Here is an 18,353-nt window from a genome sequence, read left to right on the forward strand (position 1 = left end):
CTCCATCGACTGTTGATGTGACGATCATAGGCGAGCGCCTGTCGGAAGGCTTCAGGGTTGCCGAGACAGCCCGGGACGGGCTGGTCCGTCCCGAGAATTTTTCGAGGGAGGGCGCGCTTATACGTCGTGCCGACGTGCGCTTTGACGTGCAAATGATCTGGTCGCGATGGCGATCTATCATCTTCACGTCAAGGTCATTGGCCGCAAGGCAGGATCGAGCGCGGTGGCGTCAGCGGCCTACCGCTCCGCTTCGCGGCTGCGTGACGAGCGCATCGAACGTACTCATGACTTCTCCGCCAAGCGCGGTGTTGTTCATTCCGAGGTCTTGTTGCCGGAGAGCGCGCCGGAAGTCTGGAGTGACCGCGAACGGCTTTGGAACGATGTCGAGGCGTTCGAGATCAGGAAGGACGCCCAGCTTGCCCGCGAGGTGGAATTTGCCCTTCCACGCGAACTGAGCCAGACGCAAGGCATCGAGCTGGCGCGCAACTTCGTCGAGGCGGAGTTCGTCAGCCGAGGCATGGTCGCTGATCTCAATGTGCACTGGGACAGGGCGGAGGATGGCAGTCCAAAACCGCATGCCCATGTCATGCTCACCATGCGGTCCGTGGACGAGAACGGTTTTGGCGCAAAGGTGCGCGACTGGAACCAGACTGAACTGGTCGAGCGCTGGCGCGAGCGATGGGCGGAGCTTGCCAATGAGCGTCTTGCTGAACTCGATATCGACGCCCGCATCGATCATCGCAGTCTGGAGGCACAGGGCATTGCCTTGGAGCCACAGACCCAGATCGGTGCCCCGGCACAACGCATTGAGAACGGCGGCCTCGACGCTGCCGGCGTTGAAGCAGATCGCGCCGAACTGCACCGCGAGATCGCGCGCAACAATGGCGCGCGGATCATCGACGATCCTACCCTAGCACTAGACGCAATCACGCATCAGCAATCGACCTTTACGCGCCGCGACATCGCGAAGTTTGCGCATCGGCACAGCGATGGAATTGACCAGTTCAACGATGTCATGGGAGCCATCAGCAACGCGCCCAATCTGGTCGAACTCGGCAAGGACGGGCGCGGCGAAGATCGCTTCACCACGCGGCAGATGATCGAGACGGAACAGCGCCTGCATCGTGCGGCGGACCGCATGGCTGGAGAGGAGCAGCATGCGGTGAGTCAGACACATCGCGAGGCAGCTCTGGCACATGCCAAGCATCGCGGCCTTGCTCTATCAGACGAGCAGACCGGTGCACTAAATCACATCGCGGATGCCCGCGGTCTTGGTGTCATCGTCGGTTTTGCTGGAACGGGAAAGAGCGCCATGTTGGGTGTCGCGCGCCAGGCCTGGGCCGCCGCAGGCTACGAGGTTCGAGGCGCGGCACTCTCCGGCATTGCGGCCGAGAATCTCGAAAGCGGTTCCGGCATCTCGTCGCGCACCATCGCGAGCATGGAACATAACTGGGGACTGGGCCGCGACCTGCTCACAGCGCGTGATGTCCTGGTGATAGACGAAGCTGGCATGGTCGGCACGCGCCAGTTGGAGCGCGTGCTTTCCCATGCCGCCAACGTTGGCGCAAAAGTCGTGCTTGTTGGCGACCCACAGCAGTTGCAGGCGATCGAAGCTGGCGCCGCGTTTCGTTCGATCCACGAGCGCCACGGCGGCGTCGAAATCGGCCAGGTGCGCCGTCAGCGCGAGGACTGGCAGCGTGACGCCACCCGCGATCTGGCAACCGGCAGGATCGGTCGTGCGATCGGCGCCTATGACGCGAAAGGGATGGTTCACCAGGCTGCGTCGCGCGATGAGGCGCGCAGCGATCTTGTCGAGCGCTGGGATCGCGACCGGCAGGCAGAGCCGCAGGCGAGCCGGATCATTCTTACCCACACAAACGACGAAGTGCGTGCGCTGAACAAGGCGGCGCGCGAGCGCATGCGCGCCGCCGGAGATCTCGGCGACGAACTTCGCGTGGATGTGGAACGCGGTGCAAGGACCTTCGCAAGCGGCGACCGGGTCATGTTCCTCCGCAACGAGCGGGGGCTTGGCGTCAAGAATGGCACGCTCGGTGTGATCGAAGAGGTCAGCATTCAGAGGATCACAGTGCAAACCGACGACGGCAGGTCTGTGCGCTTTGACCTGAAAGACTATGCCCATATCGACCACGGCTATGCCGCGACCATTCATAAGGCCCAGGGCATGACAGTTGACCGCACGCATGTGCTAGCGACGCCAGGCATGGATGCGCATGGCACCTACGTTGCCTTGTCGCGTCATCGAGACGGGATGGACCTGCATTATAGCGGCGATGACTTCGCGACCCGCGAGCGGCTTGTCCACACACTGTCACGCGACCGCGCCAAGGACATGGCGTCGGATTACGACCAGATCGACCCTGAGAAGAGCTATGCCGAGCGGCGCGGGATCAGCTTCCGACAGCGTCTAGTCGAGATCGTGCGGCGGGTCGTTCCGGAGAAGCTGCGCGACAGGATCGGCGAGATGCTGGACGGATTGCGCTCGCCCACAGACGCCGAATCCGGCCAGGACCGTGGGCGCAGCCCGGAAAGAGGAGACGGTGGAGCGCAAAACGGAGACGTTGGCCCCGCGCCTGGAAGACAAGCTTCCGCCAGGGGAGCGCAGCGCGAAACGGATTTGCCGGTGGACTCGGAAGCGGCGTTGCGCACCGCTCGCACAAAAGCGCTTGTGCGCCACGCGCGCGCGCTCGACGCGGTTATCGGCAGTGGAAATGCGGACGGGCAGGGGACTCCCGAGCAGATGCGCGAATTGAGAGGTGCACGCACCGCCTTCGAGAGAATTCGGCCGCATGGCTGGCGCGATGCGGAAGCGGCCTACGTCAAGAATCCGGAGATGGTTCGCGAAGCGGGGGCAGGCCGCGTCAACCGCATCGTGCTCGCTCTCCAGCTTGAAACCGAAATCCGCACTGGACTGGAAGCCGATCCGATCCGCCGCGCCGACCGTTTCGTGGAACGCTGGCAGAAGCTCCACCGGACAAGTCTGGACCAATACCAGGCCGGCGACATGTCCGGCTACAATTCAACGCGCTCGGCCATGTCCGAGATGGCCAAGAGCCTCGAACGCGATCCGCAGCTTGAATCCCTGCTTGCCAATTATAAAAAGGTGCTTGGCATCCAGGTCGAATCTGGCCGGCGCCTGGGTGTGGAACTCGCGTTCAACCACGGTATTGGCAGCGGCCGTGGCATAGGAATCTAAATCCTCCGATTTGCCGCCGTTCCCACGCCCCAAATCGATGAGGTGACAAAGCGGATTGCGTTCGAGCCTTGGGTTGTCCCGTCTTGATCCAGCAGGTGCCAAATGCTCTCAGCGAAGGCAAAGCAACCATGCCTGAACCGGATCGTATCATTCGCCTTAGGACCGTCCTCACGCGGACCGGCTTGTCCCGCTCAACGATGTACCGCAAAATCGCCGAAGGGACGTTCCCGGCTCAGCTAAAAATCAGCGTCAACGGTGCGGGGTGGCGGGAATCAGACATCAATCGGTGGGTCGCTGATCCTCACTCCTGGCACGCCAGAGAGGCACGAAAAGACTGCGACTAATGGCGGTCGAATGGCCTGTTGCTGCCACCGATCCGCACTCCTCTGATGGCAAGTTCAATGACTGGAAAGGGGCCGAAAGGGACCGGCGGCTTTCTTATGCAGGCCGGGCGATAGCTGCCGTTCTAATTCAAAGTCGTTTTGGCAACAGCCGCATTTATCCTCGGAGACAAGAGCATCGATTTCGATGTCTCATCCTGGCTCCGCTTTTGATCTAGCTGCGTCTCAAAAGAATCTGCATCCAACGATCATTCGACAGACCCTCTGGCGTTTACTCAGTTTCAGAAAGGAATGGTCAAAAGTAATATCCACAAGAGACCCGCAAGATGCTACAAAACTGAGGTCAACACTTTCGATGTTGCGAATTCGATTCGAGGATTCAGCAGATGACCGAAATTCAACCGGTTAGAAAGCTCACGATCATTGCCAAGGATCCCGGGCTTCGAATTGGGAACGACGGGCCCATGGTCTTCGCGCAAGTTGACGTGCCCGCCGAAATACTTGCGCCCGGGCCGACCGGATACCGGATAAAGGTTGTCGATTATAATGCCACCGAGCGGCGCGCCTATGCCGCGAGGCAGAGTTACCAGAGTGGCGACATTTTGCTCGATCCCTTCGCCCCAATCGAGGGCGAAGCATTGACAGACCGCGATTACCAGGTGCGGGTCATCGGCAATCCGAATTTCCATGCCCAGAATTGCTACGCGATCGCAATGCGCACGCTGGGGCTTTTCGAGCGGGCGCTGGGCCGGCGAGTGAGCTGGTCGTCGGGTGGGCACCAGCTGCACATCGTGCCCCACGCTTTCGCGCTGGCCAATGCATTCTACTCCGAGCCTGATCGGGCCTTGATGTTCGGATATTTCTTCGACGAGGAGGGCAAGCCGATCTTTACCTCACTTAGTCATGACGTCGTGGCGCATGAGACGACCCATGCGGTCCTCGATGGCCTGCGCTCGCGCTATACCGAGGCATCTGGACCAGATCAGGCCGCTTTCCATGAAGGTTTCGCAGACATTGTGGCGATCCTCTCCATCTTCTCGTTGCCCGAGGTGGTCGCTGCCGGACTTGGCATCACCGACAAGCTGCCCGGCGTCGGGGAGCCGCTGGCATTCATCACCGAGGACAAGGTCACCCCCGCGGCAATACGAGATTCGATCTTGTTGGGTATCGGCGCTGAGATCGGCATGGCTACCGGCGCCGGACGAGGCGCTCTGCGACAGTCGGTCAAGTTGGAGCCTCGGCCCGACATTCTCAACGACCCCGACATGGCCGAGGCGCATAGTCGCGGCGAAGTCGTGGTCGCCGCCATGGCCGGGGCCTTTGTGAAGATGTGGACGACACGCATTTCGCATCTCGGCACATTCGATGGTCTGGGGTACAATATGACGGCGGTGATTGAGGAAGGCGCAAAGGCGGCTGCCCAGCTCCTGCAGATGTCGATCCGGGCGATCGACTATTGCCCGCCAACTGATCTCGATTTCGGCCAGTTTCTGGCGGGCTTGCTCACCGCCGACCGTGAGCTCGTGCCGGACGACAGCCGCTTCGGTTACCGCGAGTTGGTCAGGCAGTCCTTCGGCGATTTCGGTATAGTGCCGCCCCCGGGGCAGACGGATGGCGATGGGTGCTGGCCTCATTTCGCCGCCAGCGACGCACTTCGTTATTCACGTAGCAATGCCGAGGCGCTGACGCGCGACGTCGATGAGTGCTTCCGGTTCCTCTGGGAAAACCGGGATGCGCTCAACATTACTGAACGTGGCTATACCCAGGTCTTATCGCTGGATGCGTCGCTGAGGATCGATCCCGACGGGATACCGTTCCGCGAAACAATTTGCCAATATGTCCAGATGGGGCACTTTTTCGGGTCGGAACTCATGGCGATCTGTAAGATCGATCCACTTCCCGAGGGCTTCACGACGAGGACAAGTGCGGATCTGTTCGGTGGTGGCGTGGTCGTATTCGATCAATATGGCCGGGTTAAATATCATATCGGCAACGGTTTGATCGACGGAGAGCGTCAGAAGCGCCGCCTCGAATATCTGCGAGACAACGGCCAGCTTCGCGCGCAAGGCGGCGACGAGCGCAGCCGGTTCGCGAACCTTCATCTTGCTAGGATGGGAGGCTGAGCCGTGGCAAATCCCGTAACGGCGACCATCCGCGCCTATCAGATGGGCTTTGGCGACTGCTTCCTGCTGAGCTTCGGCTATGACGATGCCAGCGCCCGGCATATCCTGATCGACTTCGGCAGCACCGGCATGCCGGATGACACAAAGGTCAGTCTCGACGCTGTCGCTGCCGACATCGCGCTGCAATGCGGGGGAGCGCTGGACATCGTCGTAGCAACGCACCGGCACAAGGATCATATCAGCGGCTTCGCGACCGGCGCGGATGGCAAAGGATCGGGAGACGTCATCCGCGGCCTCAAGCCCAAGCGGGTGATCCAGCCTTGGACCGAGGCGCCGGACGCGCCAAAAGGCTGGAAGGGCCCTGATGGAACCAAGCGGGCAAATGCATTCGCGGCATATCAATCGTCGCTAGAGAATATGCACGCGGTTGCGCAGGCGGTAGTCGACAGGCTGGATCGCAAAGACGGTTTCGATCCGCGCTGGCGCTTAGCGGACAGGCTCCGCTTCGTCGGCGAGGATAATATCAAGAATCTCTCGGCCGTGAAAAACCTGATGACAATGGCCGGCGCGGCGAAGAACAATATCTTTGTCTATCATGGTTGCGTTCTCGATCTCTCCGCCATCCTCCCCAATGTGACTGTGCATGTGCTTGGGCCTCCGACACTGCAGCAGTCGGCCTCGATTAAGACCTATGCGAAAAGCTCGGACGACTATTGGTTGAAGGCGCGGCTGCTAGCAGCGCTCGCGGCGACCGATAACGTCTCAGCGAACAAGACAAGCATGCTTTTTCCTGATCTCAAGAGCACCGACACGTTTCGGAAAACGAAGCTCCCGACCGAAATGCGATGGGTGGCGGAACGGGTCGATATTGCCGAGCAGGACCAAATGCTGGGGATCGTCACCGCGCTCGACAATGTCATGAACAATACCAGCGTCATCCTCCTGTTCGAGGCGGGCACCAAGAAACTGCTTTTCCCGGGCGACGCCCAGCTCGAAAACTGGAGCTACGCGCTCCAGTCCGACATGGCCGACCTGCTGAACGATGTCGATCTATACAAGGTCGGGCACCATGGCAGTCTCAACGCGACCCCGAAATCCATGTGGAAACGCTTCAAGAAGCGCGGCAAGACCAGCACGCCCGAACGGTTGAAGACGGTCATGTCGACCATGGCGGGCAAGCATGGCGGCAAGAACGGTGCCCCGACGGAGGTTCCCAGAATTCCGCTGGTCAACGAACTCAAGGCGGACAGCACATTGTTCAACACCCAGGACCTGAAGCCGACCCAGCTCTGCCAGACCATAACCATCAACCTGCAATAGGCGAAGTCTATGCCTCGAAACATCGTCCTCTGCTGTGATGGAACGTCCAATCAGTTCTCCAAGGACCGCACGAGCGTGATCAAGCTTTTCCACGCACTTGTCAAAAAGGAAGGCGAGCAGCTCGTTTATTATCATCCCGGCATCGGCACCCGGGCGCCGAGCGGCCTCGGAACGAAAGTTGGGAGCAAGCTTGGCCGAATTGCTGGCCTTGCCTTTGGCTATTGCCTTCAGGACGATATTGTCGATGCCTACCGCTTCCTGATGAACAATTACGAGGAAGGGGATCGGGTCTATGTTTTCGGTTTCAGCCGCGGGGCTTACACCGCGCGTGTCATCAGCGCGATGTTGCATCTTTACGGACTTGCGATGCGCGGCAACGATCCGCTCGTTCCCTATGCCGTCGAAATGCTCTGGGCTCTGGCCATCGCGAAGGAAGGCGCGCCTTATGAGGCATGCGCTGGGCTTGCGCGGGACTTTAAGAAGACCATCTCGAGCCGCGAGTGCAAGACGCACTTTCTGGGCGTTTGGGATACCGTCAACTCCGTAGGCTGGATCGGGAGTCCGCTGACGATCCCCTTCGGCCGCTATAATCCGGATGTCGAAATCGTCCGGCATGCTAAGGCGTTGGACGAGCGGCGCGGCTTCTTTCGTGTCAATTGGTTCAAAGAGGACACGACCCGCGATATCCAGGAGGTCTGGTTTCCTGGCACGCATTGCGATGTGGGTGGCGGCTGGCCGGAGCCGGAAAGCGGCATATCCAAATATCCACTCGCCTGGATGGCGAAGGAAGCTGTCAAGGCGGGTCTACTTGTGGACCAGCACCGAATGGATGAGGTCCTCGGGCTTTCGCCGGCACCCTATGCGGCGGCAGCCCCAACTGCGCCGCTTCACCTATGGATGGGCTTTTCCTGGGCTCTCACCGAAATCGTGCCCAAGAAGCATTGGAATTTCGAGAAGCAGAGCTGGGAGTGGCGAGCCAACCTTTTTCGGCGCCGCTCGCTTCCCCCGGCACCTGTCGTACATGATGTGGCATGGGACATTCCCGGCTATGTAGTGCCGAAAGGCGCCGTGAAACTGTCAGTGGTACATATGTGAAAGAATTGCGGCGTCGTCGGAGATCGACACTTACGGATGGCTTTAATGCCTCGCCCTGCGGGTCGGAAATTCTGGGGCCGGCAGCGGACATAGGTCTGAAACCTGAGATGACACGCACCGTCGTTTCTTCCGTTGATTATTAGCGGGAGCGGGTGTTCTCTTTAATGGAATCACGTTGCCAGCTATACTTTTCGTCAGTAGCCACCATGCAAAATGATCTGTTCGGTTCGATTGAACCGCCTAGACTTGACGTACCTCAAATTGAGCTTGGTCCCGTGCGGATGACGCTCGGTGTGGTCAGCGCTGTGCTTCGTCCGCCCAGTACGATGAAGTTCGAGAAGGTCGGCGAGGTAAAGATTTCACCGCGCGTCTCTGAAAGCCTCTACCAGCTGGAGAGCGGCGAACGCGTAATCATAACCGATAGGCCGAAATTGACGCGGCCGGGAGGCGTCGATGGGGTTCTCTATAGATCCCCGACCGGGCTGCGGTGGCATTCTCACCAGATCATCGAAGCGTTTGAAGCGCGCGCAACAATAGAGGGATGGCCAGCCGTTCTAAAGGCTCGAGCGGACAGCTGGGATGGCCAGTTTAACTTCCGGCGGGAGATTCCCGACGCCGCTGGTAATGTTGCACCCAATAAGAGGGGTCTGCGTCCTCCGCAGCTCGGCGCTCTTCACGCGATCGGCGCGCACTGGAGCCTCTACAAGCAGCCCGCAACGATTGTAATGCCTACAGGCACGGGCAAGACAGAGACGATGCTCTCTGTGCTGGCAGCGTATGCACGGGAGCCAATGCTGGTCGTTGTACCATCTGATGCGCTTCGCGCACAGACTGCCCGGAAATTCATGACCTTCGGGCTCTTGCGCTGGCTTCAGGTTCTGCGTCCCGATACGATCAACCCGGTCGTCGGCGTTGTGACAAAGGTGCCGAAGAGTCCGGCAGACCTTGAGATGTTCGAGCGCTGCAACGTGGTAGTGGCGACCATGAGTTCGCTCGCCGATGTGGCAGCCGAATACTTGTGGCCCGACCTCGTCAAACGGGCGGGAATACTCGTCATCGACGAAGCACATCATGTCGGCGCGCGTCGATGGACGAAGTTCCGCGAGGCCTTTACTGGCAAGCCGATATTGCAATTCACAGCAACGCCGTTCCGGCGCGATGGTACGCTCGTCGATGGGCAAGTCATCTACAGCTACCCGCTTCGAATGGCGCAGACGGATGGCTACTTTCGCAAGATCACGTTCGAACCCGTCTATGAGCCGAGCCCCGCGCGCGCCGACGCTGCGATTGCGGATGCTGCCGTCGCAAAGCTTCGTGCCGACCTCGCCGCCGGATTCGATCACCTGATGATGGCCCGCTGCGAGAGCATCGAGCGCGCCGAGGCAGTGCTCAAACTCTACGTCGCGCGAGCGGCGGATCTAAAACCACTTCTGATCCACTCGCGCCAGGGCGACCGGCAGCTGCGTGTTGCCAGCCTCATTGCCGGGGAGAGCAAGATTGCCGTCTGCGTCAATATGCTGGGCGAGGGCTTCGATCTACCCCAGCTCAAAGTCGCCGCCATTCACGACCTGCACAAGAGCCTCGCTATTCTCCTGCAGTTCACAGGCCGATTTACCCGCTCCGCCGGTAAGAATATTGGCGAGGCCACCGTCATTGCTAATATTGCTGAGCCTAACGTCTCGCTGGCACTTGAGCGCCTTTACTCAGAAGACGCTGACTGGAACGAGCTGCTGAGCGAAATGAGTTCCGATGCCGCCCAGGACCACGCGCGACTAATCAAGTTCCTTGCCGAAGCGAAGCGTCTCGATACGGGTGAGGACGAGGACGATATTGCCGTTTCGCACAAATTGCTGCGGCCGACGTTAAGCACGCTTTTCTACGAGGCCGACAAGTTTACCCCGAAGAAGTTTCACGAAGGGCTGTCGGAGGGCGTGATGCCTTACCGCGTTTGGTTGCATGAACCTTCGGCAACGCTCTTTTTTGTGACGCGCACCGAGCCTTCAGTGAAGTGGGCTCGCTCGAAGTCAGTGCGGGACCGCATCTGGAACCTCTTCGTCCTCCACTACGACAAGGCTCGCAAGCTTCTCTACGTCTCCTCAACTGATCACACTTCAGCCTGGGAGAAGCTCGCTCATGCGGTCGGAGCAGGAAAGATGCTCAGCGGTGACGTCATGTTCCGTTCGATGGGGCGTATCAACCGCCTCATCTTCCAAAATGTAGGCATGAAGAAACATGGCCGACGGAATCTCTCATACGCGTCCTACACCGGTGCCGAGGTGGTGACGGCACTCGGCCTCGCCGAGAAGAGCGGTTCAGTGAAAGCCGTGCTCAGCGGTCAGGGCTGGGAGGACGGGCGTCAGATGACCATCGGCTGCTCGGTCAAGGGCCGCGTCTGGTCTCGCGAGATGGGCGCCGTTCCGAGGTTCAATGAGTGGGCTGAAAGCGTCGGCGACAAGATTATCGATAAGAGCATCGATACGTCGAAGCTGATTGATAACGTCCTTCTGCCGGAGGTGGTCACGGCGCTTCCAGATATTGAGCTACTCAGCATTGAGTGGCCGATGGAAATGCTCCGTATGGCCGAGGAGCGAATATCGTTTCAAACCCCTTCTAAGAAAGAGACTTCGCAGCTCACCTTCGAGCTCATGATCACCGGCCGTGATGTCGCGAAGAACCTCATCAGCTTCGACCTTGTCGAAGCAGCTTCCGGCGTGTGGGGGAGTTTTGAATTTCGCCTCGGTGGGGACAATGACTTTGCGGTACTGCAGACGGGCGGCGAAGCTATCAATGCGACGGTTGGCAAGCTCGAGGGCACACTTGCCTACTACTTCTCCAACTACCCCCCGCTGTTTCGGTTCATCGACCTATCGGAGCTCGACGCGAACCTGCACGTCAAACCGCAAAATCCCTACGATCTTGTCGTCGGCAAGGAGAGCTTCGAGGTTCGTGACTGGAAGGGAGTCGACCTGACCAAGGAGTCGATCTGGAAGGGTGGGGCACAGAGAAAAGACTCCATCCAGTGGGCGATCGCTGAAGAGTATATCAAAGCTGGATACGACATCGTTTTCGACGATGATGACAGTGGTGAAGCTGCCGACCTAGTCTGCATGAAGCTGGAATCAGACGCGATCCGTCTGACGCTAGTGCACTGCAAGTTCTCAGGTGGCAAGACACCTGGAGAGCGAGTGAAAGACGTTGTTGAAGTCTCGTCACAGGCGGTGCGCTCGGCTCGCTGGGTCGGGAAATTTGCGCAGCTTTGCGCCCACATGCGCGCCCGCAACGATCCCGCCAAAAGTGGCGGGCGCTCGACGCGCTTCCTGAAAGGCGGGCCCAGCGACCTCGCTCAGATGATGAAGCTTAGCCGCTTACAGCAGGTGAAGGCCGAGATATTGGCGGTGCAACCCGGACTTTCAGAGGCGGCGCGAACCGACGCTCAATCCATCGTCATTGCTGCATCATTGACCTATCTGAAAGAAACCGTCGGCCTCGACCTTCGGATCATCTGCAGCGCCTGACATTCCGGGCGCGATGACCGCTTTCAGGCGAAGAGAATTTTGCCCACCATGACCGCCATGAGGCGCAATCCGCATTTGGACAGATGTTACTACACAGAGCAGTCTTCGAACGCACACGCTCCGCCCACTGATTTCTGATAATGATTGATTTTGGCGGCAGGTCCTATGATTGGCGTCAGCCGGGCATCTTCGACCGAACCGGCACGAATAGCCGGAGGCAAAGACCAAGGTCGAAGCGCGTTCAAGGCCGCAACCGGATCTGGAGATCGTCGAACGCGCTCGCATCGACGCCCTCGCCAACGAGCCTCACAAGGTGCGCCAACAGGTCATCTTGTCTTGGTTGACCGAACGCGAGGCGGTAGACCGTCAAACTCCGCTTGAGCCATTCCAGTCGCTTCTCCTCTCGACTGAAGGGCAGCATGGGCACGCGTCGCTCCACCTTCATCGGGCCTTCGTAGATCCAGTAGGGAATGAGTTCGTCCTGGCTTTTCGTCGCGCGCCGCGCAGCTGCGAACATCGTAACCCACGGGTCTTCGATCGGCTTTCGACTGCGCCGCAGGTCATCGGCATGCGCCGCGGCCACGTTCAAGCGTACAGCATGCCCCTTAAATCGATGGACGCGCCCCTCCCGCTGTTCGAGGTCGACTGGATTGCCGGGCAGGTTCCAATGGTACACACGGTGGCAATAGGGGTGGAAGTCCAGTCCCTCCTGCCCAATGGAGGTCGTCGCCAGCACGAACGGACGGAACGGCGAGTTGAAAGCTTCCCGCACTGTGGACAGTCGGACGGAACCACCCTCATCGTCCTTAACCTCGGCGAGCCGCATGGCGAAACGGCCGCGCATCTTGATGGGATCGCGGAAAACGATTCGTCCGTTCTCCACGCTGATGTCGTCGGCTTCGATCTGCGATGGCCGAATGGAGAGGGCGTTGACCATCGCCTGCGCCACGCGCGACGCCCGATCGCCCGGAGCGGCACCCAGGAGACCTTCGCCTTCCAACAGGTAGTGAGCGTACTCGTCGAGGACTGCTTGCAGGTTGTGCGCGGCGCAATGAGCAAGAACACTGCGCCAATAATGCTCCTCGCTCTCCTGACGCAGCAGCGCCACCGCTTCATGCTGATTAAAGAGCGTGCGGAAGGCCCAGGCGACGTGGGCCGCCGCCTCGAGCAGGACCGGGTCGTCAAAGGCGAGTTCCGGCGCGATACGTCGCAGGGCACGAACCGCGCAAACCGCCGGGCTTCCAAGCGCAAGATCCACGAGGAGTTCGATCGCAGCGTCATGGAGAGGGGCAGGAGGGGCTTCTGTCGCGCGTCTCAATTCGGCGACGTGATCGCGAAATCCGGCTTCGTTACGGGTCCAGGCAAAAGCGTTCCCTTGCAACCACTCGAGAGCGCGATTGCCGGTCACGGCATCCACGCAGGCAGCTGCCGACCATTCCCAGTCCCGCGTGGCAGAAGAATCCCCGGCTTCACTTCGGGAGTGCCCGACCAGTTTCGAAGAGATGCTTCCGCGAACTGCCTGGCGCATTTCCTCGAAGCTGAGACGTTCGGGGCTCGCCGCGAAGATGTGCAATGGATCGCCTGCTTCGGCCAGCAACGGAGAAGGGTAGATGAGGTTGACTGAGCGCAGGGCGGTGGGTCGGCCATTCTCCACCGAAAACTGCAGAGGTCGCCGCTTGGTGGCGCTGCTGTAGTCGAGGTTCATCGCTGCAGCGCCCATTCGGCGCTCGACCTCATAAGAGATAAGAGCTGCCAAAGCGTCGGGCACCATTTGCCACGCCGAGAAGACCAGAGCCTTGGTCGAGGCTCGGCCGCTTGGCGCCGAGCCATAATAGGGCAGCGACGGTGCGATCCAGAGCTGCTGATCGAGGCCGTCATCGAACAGGTCAGACATAAGTGCTCGAAGCCGAGCGTTGCCAGGGTCGATGGACTGGTACTTGTCGATGACTTCCGGCTTCAGGGAGTGGACTTCTGCTTTGGCAACCGCCGCAACCAGCGCTGGGTCGAACTCCTCCACCGCTTTCTTCAGCAGCTTCTTGAGAGCATAGTCCCGCATGAAATTGAGCAAATAGGGCGCCGACTTCCAGTACTCAATGATATCCGGGGCGCCGGCGACGCGAGCCACCTCTGCCGCGATTGCCGCATGGTTAAGATCGATGGGTGCGATCTTCGCTTGCATGACGAGTTCCGTGAGCATCGAATCCCTGTCGCTGGTGCTGTCCACCCGTTCCGTGCGGGTCATGACCCTTTTCAGGCGCCGCTCGATGCCGGCACGGGCCTGCTTGGCTCGTTTGGTCCCTTCTGGAAACTGCTGAAGGAAACGGCGGAACTGCCTCATCTCGATGTCGAGTTCGGCGGCCACGGCTGCGGCGCGGTCATGACCATGAAGGAAGCCGACCGTCTTGAGGAAGTCGTCGTAATGGTCGCCGTCGTCCGAAGCGTCTTCCGACAACGTCAGCATCTTATAGGGGGTGGCGGAAAGAAGAAGCGTTCGCGCACCGGATTCCTGGTCGCCGTACTCGAACAGGGCGCGTGCAAGCTCCCCAGCATCTCCTTCGCCGGACAGCAGCTCGCGAAAGCGTTGAAACTCGTCGAGGATGATTAGGTCTGGCTTCAAGGCGACGATGCAGGCCTGCGACAGCACCTTCCTCAGCTTGCCGACGAGAGCATTCCGGGCCCAAAGCGTCTCGTTCGGGTATTTCGGTCGGCGGCGGGCGAACAACTTGCATACCGCGTCGAGATCGGCAAGCAATGCCTTGTTCTTCGAAACGATGGATCGGAAACGGCGAATGATGGTCTTGTCGATTCCATCGAGAGACATCCGATCGACCTCGCCCTTCCACTTGTCGACGCTGGCGCCAACCTGCAGGGCATTCTTGAGCGGCGTGAAGCGAGAAAAAGGCTCGAGAAGTCTGAAGAGAAACGCGCGCTCCTCCATAACACCGGTGGTAGAATGGAGGTTGAAGGTGGTGTCGGGCGTCAGGCTGACGAAGTTAACGCCGTTGCGGGCGATTGTGTCCTCCTTGTCCTTACTGCGCATCCGCAGGGGCATAAGCGTGATGCGTGTTGGCAAAGCCATCGCCTCCTTGCCCAGCACGTTCAGCCGATTGAGATTCTGCGTGGCTATGGCCTGGTTGGAGCAGATGTAGAGGATGTCGATGCGCTTGGCGGTGGGCCACAGCTTCTCGATCGTCTTTGCGACGATGCCGCGGGCGATCATGGTCTTGCCCAGGCCAACCTCGTCTGCCACGAGGAAGTGCCGGACCGGATCGGGTCCATGCAAGCGATCGAAGACGTAATCGACCGTGCGCCGCTGGAATCGCTTGAGCGGGGCGAGCGACGTTGTAGCGTCGAATGGTTCACCGCGCATCGGAAGCCTCCAGGACGGTACGAAACACTTGCCACAGTTTCTTGAATTCGGCCGGTACGCGATCCTCCGCAACGGCGTCGGTTTCGCGTGAGAGCCGCCTGATCAGCCGATCGACTGTCGCCAGACGACCATCACCGGCGCACAGCGCACGGACTAAGTCCTCGAACAGGGGCTCGTCGGCGGCGCCGCTACCCCAGAATCCTTTGCCCTTCCCGTTCGGGCCAAGCGGCGGCAATGGTTGATCGATGAAGGAAGCCAGAAGGAGCCGCAGGTACGTCATGAACTTCTGCCTGCTGTCGATCACGTGGTTGAGGATCGCGAGGTCTCGCTCCTCGGGCATGCCTTCCACGGTCAGGCCGGTGCTGAAGAGTTCGGTGCGACCAGTGGCGTAATCGGTGATCTCAAGGGCAATGAAGCTTGTCAGATCGACAAGGACCATCGTGCCGAGGTCGATCGGCGATCCGCCGCTAATGCCGGCCAGAGCATCTCGAGCGTGTCCTTCGCCCAAGGTGATGGGCCAGGCCCGCACCCGACCGAGCTTGTTGAGTTGCAGACCGTCCTTCGGCGGAACGAGCCACACCTTCCAACGCTTGACACCGTCCTCCTCCTTAGCTTCGCAGCGAAGGGACAGCGCGCCACGTGCAAGCGCCCTGCGTGCCTGCAAAAGGTTCTGATCGGCCGAGACATCGGCCGGATCGGGTGATTCCGCCTCGTCAGGTTGGAATGTCCGCGTCATCCGACCGAAGCCGGTTTCGCCCAGGATCTCGTCGATCCCACCGAGATGCTTGCGCAGGCCATGGAGCGTGGCGAAGACCTCGACGTTGGACGTCGCGTGGCCCCCGGGAAGAAGTGCCGAATTCGTCGCGTTTCCGGAACCCAGGGTGAGCCTTACCTCCTTTCCGTCCTCTTGGATGAAGACCTTGGCGTGAAGGCCTTGCTGCTCGTTGCGATAGGGTTCCTCCCCGTCTTCGGTCTCTGCCATCTCGTCGAGCACCGCTACTTCCTTGAATCGGCCAAGGACGTCTCCGGGCAAACAGGCGAGCTGGTCAGGACGACTGATCAGCTTCGGAGCCTGATCGGCGAGATCCACGAGGTACCTGAGCGCTCCGGGTTCGACGAATGGCGATATGATCGCGATGCGCTTGCTCCGGGTCGGTTTCCATCCATGCGAGCCGACGCCGTTGACATGGAATTCCATGGCGTCGCAACCGGGCGGCCGATCCCAGTTCACGTAACGGAGGTCGTTGGCCATGGCCAAGGTCATGGCGCGGCGAGCATCTTGGATTTCGCCGACAGCCATTCCGGGCAAGGCCGCGATGAGATCGTGCAGCGGCTTGTTGGAGGCGAACGGCTTCGTGCCGCGTTCGCCGTCGAGGCACATAGCTGCGTCCCAGGACCTGTCGCGAGTCAGATTGCGGGACAGGATCAGCAGCCGCATGAGCGCTGGCCGATCGCGGTCGAGAGGCTCGAAGCGCAACGCCCAAAGCTTGGGGTGGAAGCTGCCTTCGTTCGGCGCCTTTACCTCGACGACCGCCTTCTCGAGCAGGGAGGCGAGTCTCGAGCCTTGACGAACGTCTGCGTGAATCTGACCAGCGTCCACGTAGACGACAAGCTTCTCGGCTGTGCGCTCCGCAGATTCGAGAAGTGTCACTGGATCTTCGAGGATCTCGTCGCGGCTCTTAGACGAGAAGAACGCCAGACTAACCGGCACGGAGAGGGCTGTCTCGAAATCCATCGAGAACGTTGTGGCGATGCCGCCGTCGAACTCGTAGCCGAAGGGGGCCTTGAGGCTGTCGCCGTAGAGGAGCCGCGTTTCCGGATCCAGAGTACTCTTAGCCACGGGCGAGGTCCTCGAGGTGCCGACTGGCCTGGGACCAACGGAACTGCAGTCGATAGGCGCCGGAGGAGCCCTGCCACCGGTCGCGGGCAGCCCGGTTGGTGAACCGCGATTGCGCCTTCTTCAGGCGGCGCTCACGATCTTTCACCAGGGAGTGGGCCTTGGAGGAGCCGCGCTTGAAAGCGCTGCTGGTTCGGACCAAGTCCGTCCATTCGGTGACGAAGCGCCTGGTCGGATCCTGCACGCGGTGGGCCGGGTGGCGGATCTCTTCCCAGAAGCCTTCGATCGACCAGGCCTTGAGGCGTGTCAGGTCGAAGTACTGCTGCCACTTCCTGATCTCTTTGCTGTAATCCTCGATCCACTGCTCATTTTTGCGCAACTGGCTGAGCAGCAGATTGTATTGCAAGGCGGCCCCGTACATCACATCGGAGAAGATCGACGCGTGCTCCACCAGCCCACGTGCACGTTTGGGGAAACTGGAAAGGTGGGGGTGCGACCAGATATGCTCTGACTTCGCCCTGAGATCGTTCTTGGCGAGGAAGGCCAACAAGCTGTCTGGATTGCTGTCCACCAGACGGTCGACCACGAAACCGGCTTCTTCGTCGCTCAGCGCGAAGCTCGTCTTCTCGAGCATGTCTTTGGGAGGTTTGGGGAGGCGCGGATGCCAGGGCGTCGGAACGGTTCGGCCCGCGCCATGGTCGTCATCGTCGTGATCCTTTCCGGTGTTCCTGGGCCAGGACGGCAGCGACGCCACATAGGCATCGATGGAGCCGGAGAACCGGCGGATGCCCCATGCCTCGAGCCCAGCCCAATAGACGCTTGCCGGCAGCCTCTTCAACTTCGGACCGGCGTTGACGCCAATCACGCCGCTCTTCTCGTCGCCAGCGACAAGGGCATCGCGAAGGCGAAGCTGGTCGTTCCTTATCTGGTCGGCGATTTCCCTGCTGCTCCGCTCCCGCGGGAGACGCGAGAAGATGTAAGGAACGAATAGCATGTAGCGCAGGCGGGTCTGAACAGTGCTGGTGCCGGGGAAGAGGTGGTCGGCGATGGAGTCGCGTATCGCGCCTAGCCCCAGTTCGTCTCGAGCTTCCTGTTCAGTGAAGAGCTGCATCAGGCGCTGGGCACGCTCGCGCTCCTTTTCGTCGAAGTCGATCCAGCCGATTGAAGACAATTCGACACCCCGGCGCATAGGGGGCTTCTATTAAACCTCGGTGCATGAAACGCTTCGGCGCGCCCCCGTGCGCCAGCGCGGTTGAACGTGCATGAATCGAAAGTCTTAAGCAACCCGGCCGCGTATACTTATTCAGCCCGAAAAGAGGCCAAATCAGTCAATTGATGGTACAATCTTGTTCGTTGTTGACCCCAATCAACGGGTGAGATTATTACAACCGGGGAATCCTTGTCATCTTGGCTGCGACAGGCGAACTTGAACGGCAATGCTACTAGCCGGGTAACCGCGATGGTTATCCACACAGTCCAAATGCCGTGGTGTGCGGACCGCCGCCTTATGGCGGCATTTGGGCAATCTCCAGCGCAAC

The 18,353-nt window shown here is 60.0% G+C and carries 9 protein-coding genes; 6 read left to right on the forward strand and 3 right to left on the reverse strand.

The window, feature by feature from the left end; translation table 11 throughout:
* The first annotated feature begins 166 nt into the window (after positions 1-166).
* From traA to D3242_RS06870, 6 genes are all read left to right on the forward strand, one after another.
* Positions 167-3,214 carry a Ti-type conjugative transfer relaxase TraA gene (gene traA, locus D3242_RS06845; protein WP_064984186.1) on the forward strand — a complete coding sequence of 1,016 codons (3,048 nt, stop codon included), beginning with the start codon at positions 167-169 and terminating at the stop codon, positions 3,212-3,214.
* A gap of 128 nt (positions 3,215-3,342) precedes the next feature.
* Positions 3,343-3,558, forward strand: a complete 216-nt coding sequence (locus D3242_RS06850) for a helix-turn-helix transcriptional regulator (RefSeq protein WP_081296109.1) — start codon at positions 3,343-3,345, stop codon at positions 3,556-3,558.
* Between the two features lie 383 nt (positions 3,559-3,941).
* Positions 3,942-5,678 (forward strand): gluzincin family metallopeptidase, encoded by a 1,737-nt coding sequence (locus tag D3242_RS06855; protein WP_064984187.1) that lies wholly within the window; start codon positions 3,942-3,944, stop codon positions 5,676-5,678.
* Positions 5,679-5,681: 3 nt separating this feature from the next.
* Positions 5,682-6,998: a ComEC/Rec2 family competence protein gene (locus tag D3242_RS06860; RefSeq protein WP_208645777.1), complete on the forward strand. Its 1,317-nt coding sequence runs from the start codon at positions 5,682-5,684 to the stop codon at positions 6,996-6,998.
* A 9-nt stretch (positions 6,999-7,007) separates the two neighbouring features.
* Positions 7,008-8,093: a DUF2235 domain-containing protein gene (locus D3242_RS06865; protein WP_064984188.1), complete on the forward strand. Its 1,086-nt coding sequence runs from the start codon at positions 7,008-7,010 to the stop codon at positions 8,091-8,093.
* 206 nt (positions 8,094-8,299) lie between these two features.
* Positions 8,300-11,608: a DEAD/DEAH box helicase gene (locus tag D3242_RS06870; protein WP_064984190.1), complete on the forward strand. Its 3,309-nt coding sequence runs from the start codon at positions 8,300-8,302 to the stop codon at positions 11,606-11,608.
* Positions 11,609-11,849: 241 nt separating this feature from the next.
* Here the strand turns inward: D3242_RS06870 and D3242_RS06875 are convergent, their stop codons facing one another.
* Genes D3242_RS06875 through D3242_RS06885 form a run of 3 tightly spaced genes read right to left on the reverse strand, consistent with a single transcriptional unit; the run spans position 11,850 to position 18,004 of the window.
* Positions 11,850-14,978 carry a helicase-related protein gene (locus tag D3242_RS06875; protein WP_064984192.1) on the reverse strand — a complete coding sequence of 1,043 codons (3,129 nt, stop codon included), beginning with the start codon at positions 14,976-14,978 and terminating at the stop codon, positions 11,850-11,852.
* Positions 14,968-16,818, reverse strand: a complete 1,851-nt coding sequence (locus D3242_RS06880; protein ID WP_064984193.1) for a phospholipase D family protein — start codon at positions 16,816-16,818, stop codon at positions 14,968-14,970. Before D3242_RS06880 ends, D3242_RS06875 begins: the two co-directional genes overlap by 11 nt.
* A complete protein-coding gene (locus D3242_RS06885; RefSeq protein WP_223217721.1) occupies positions 16,811-18,004 on the reverse strand; it encodes a DUF6361 family protein in 1,194 nt (397 codons plus the stop codon). Before D3242_RS06885 ends, D3242_RS06880 begins: the two co-directional genes overlap by 8 nt.
* Positions 18,005-18,353 lie beyond the last annotated feature (349 nt).

This window comes from Mesorhizobium jarvisii (genome assembly GCF_003601985.1).
In the GTDB taxonomy this organism is placed as follows: domain Bacteria; phylum Pseudomonadota; class Alphaproteobacteria; order Rhizobiales; family Rhizobiaceae; genus Mesorhizobium; species Mesorhizobium jarvisii.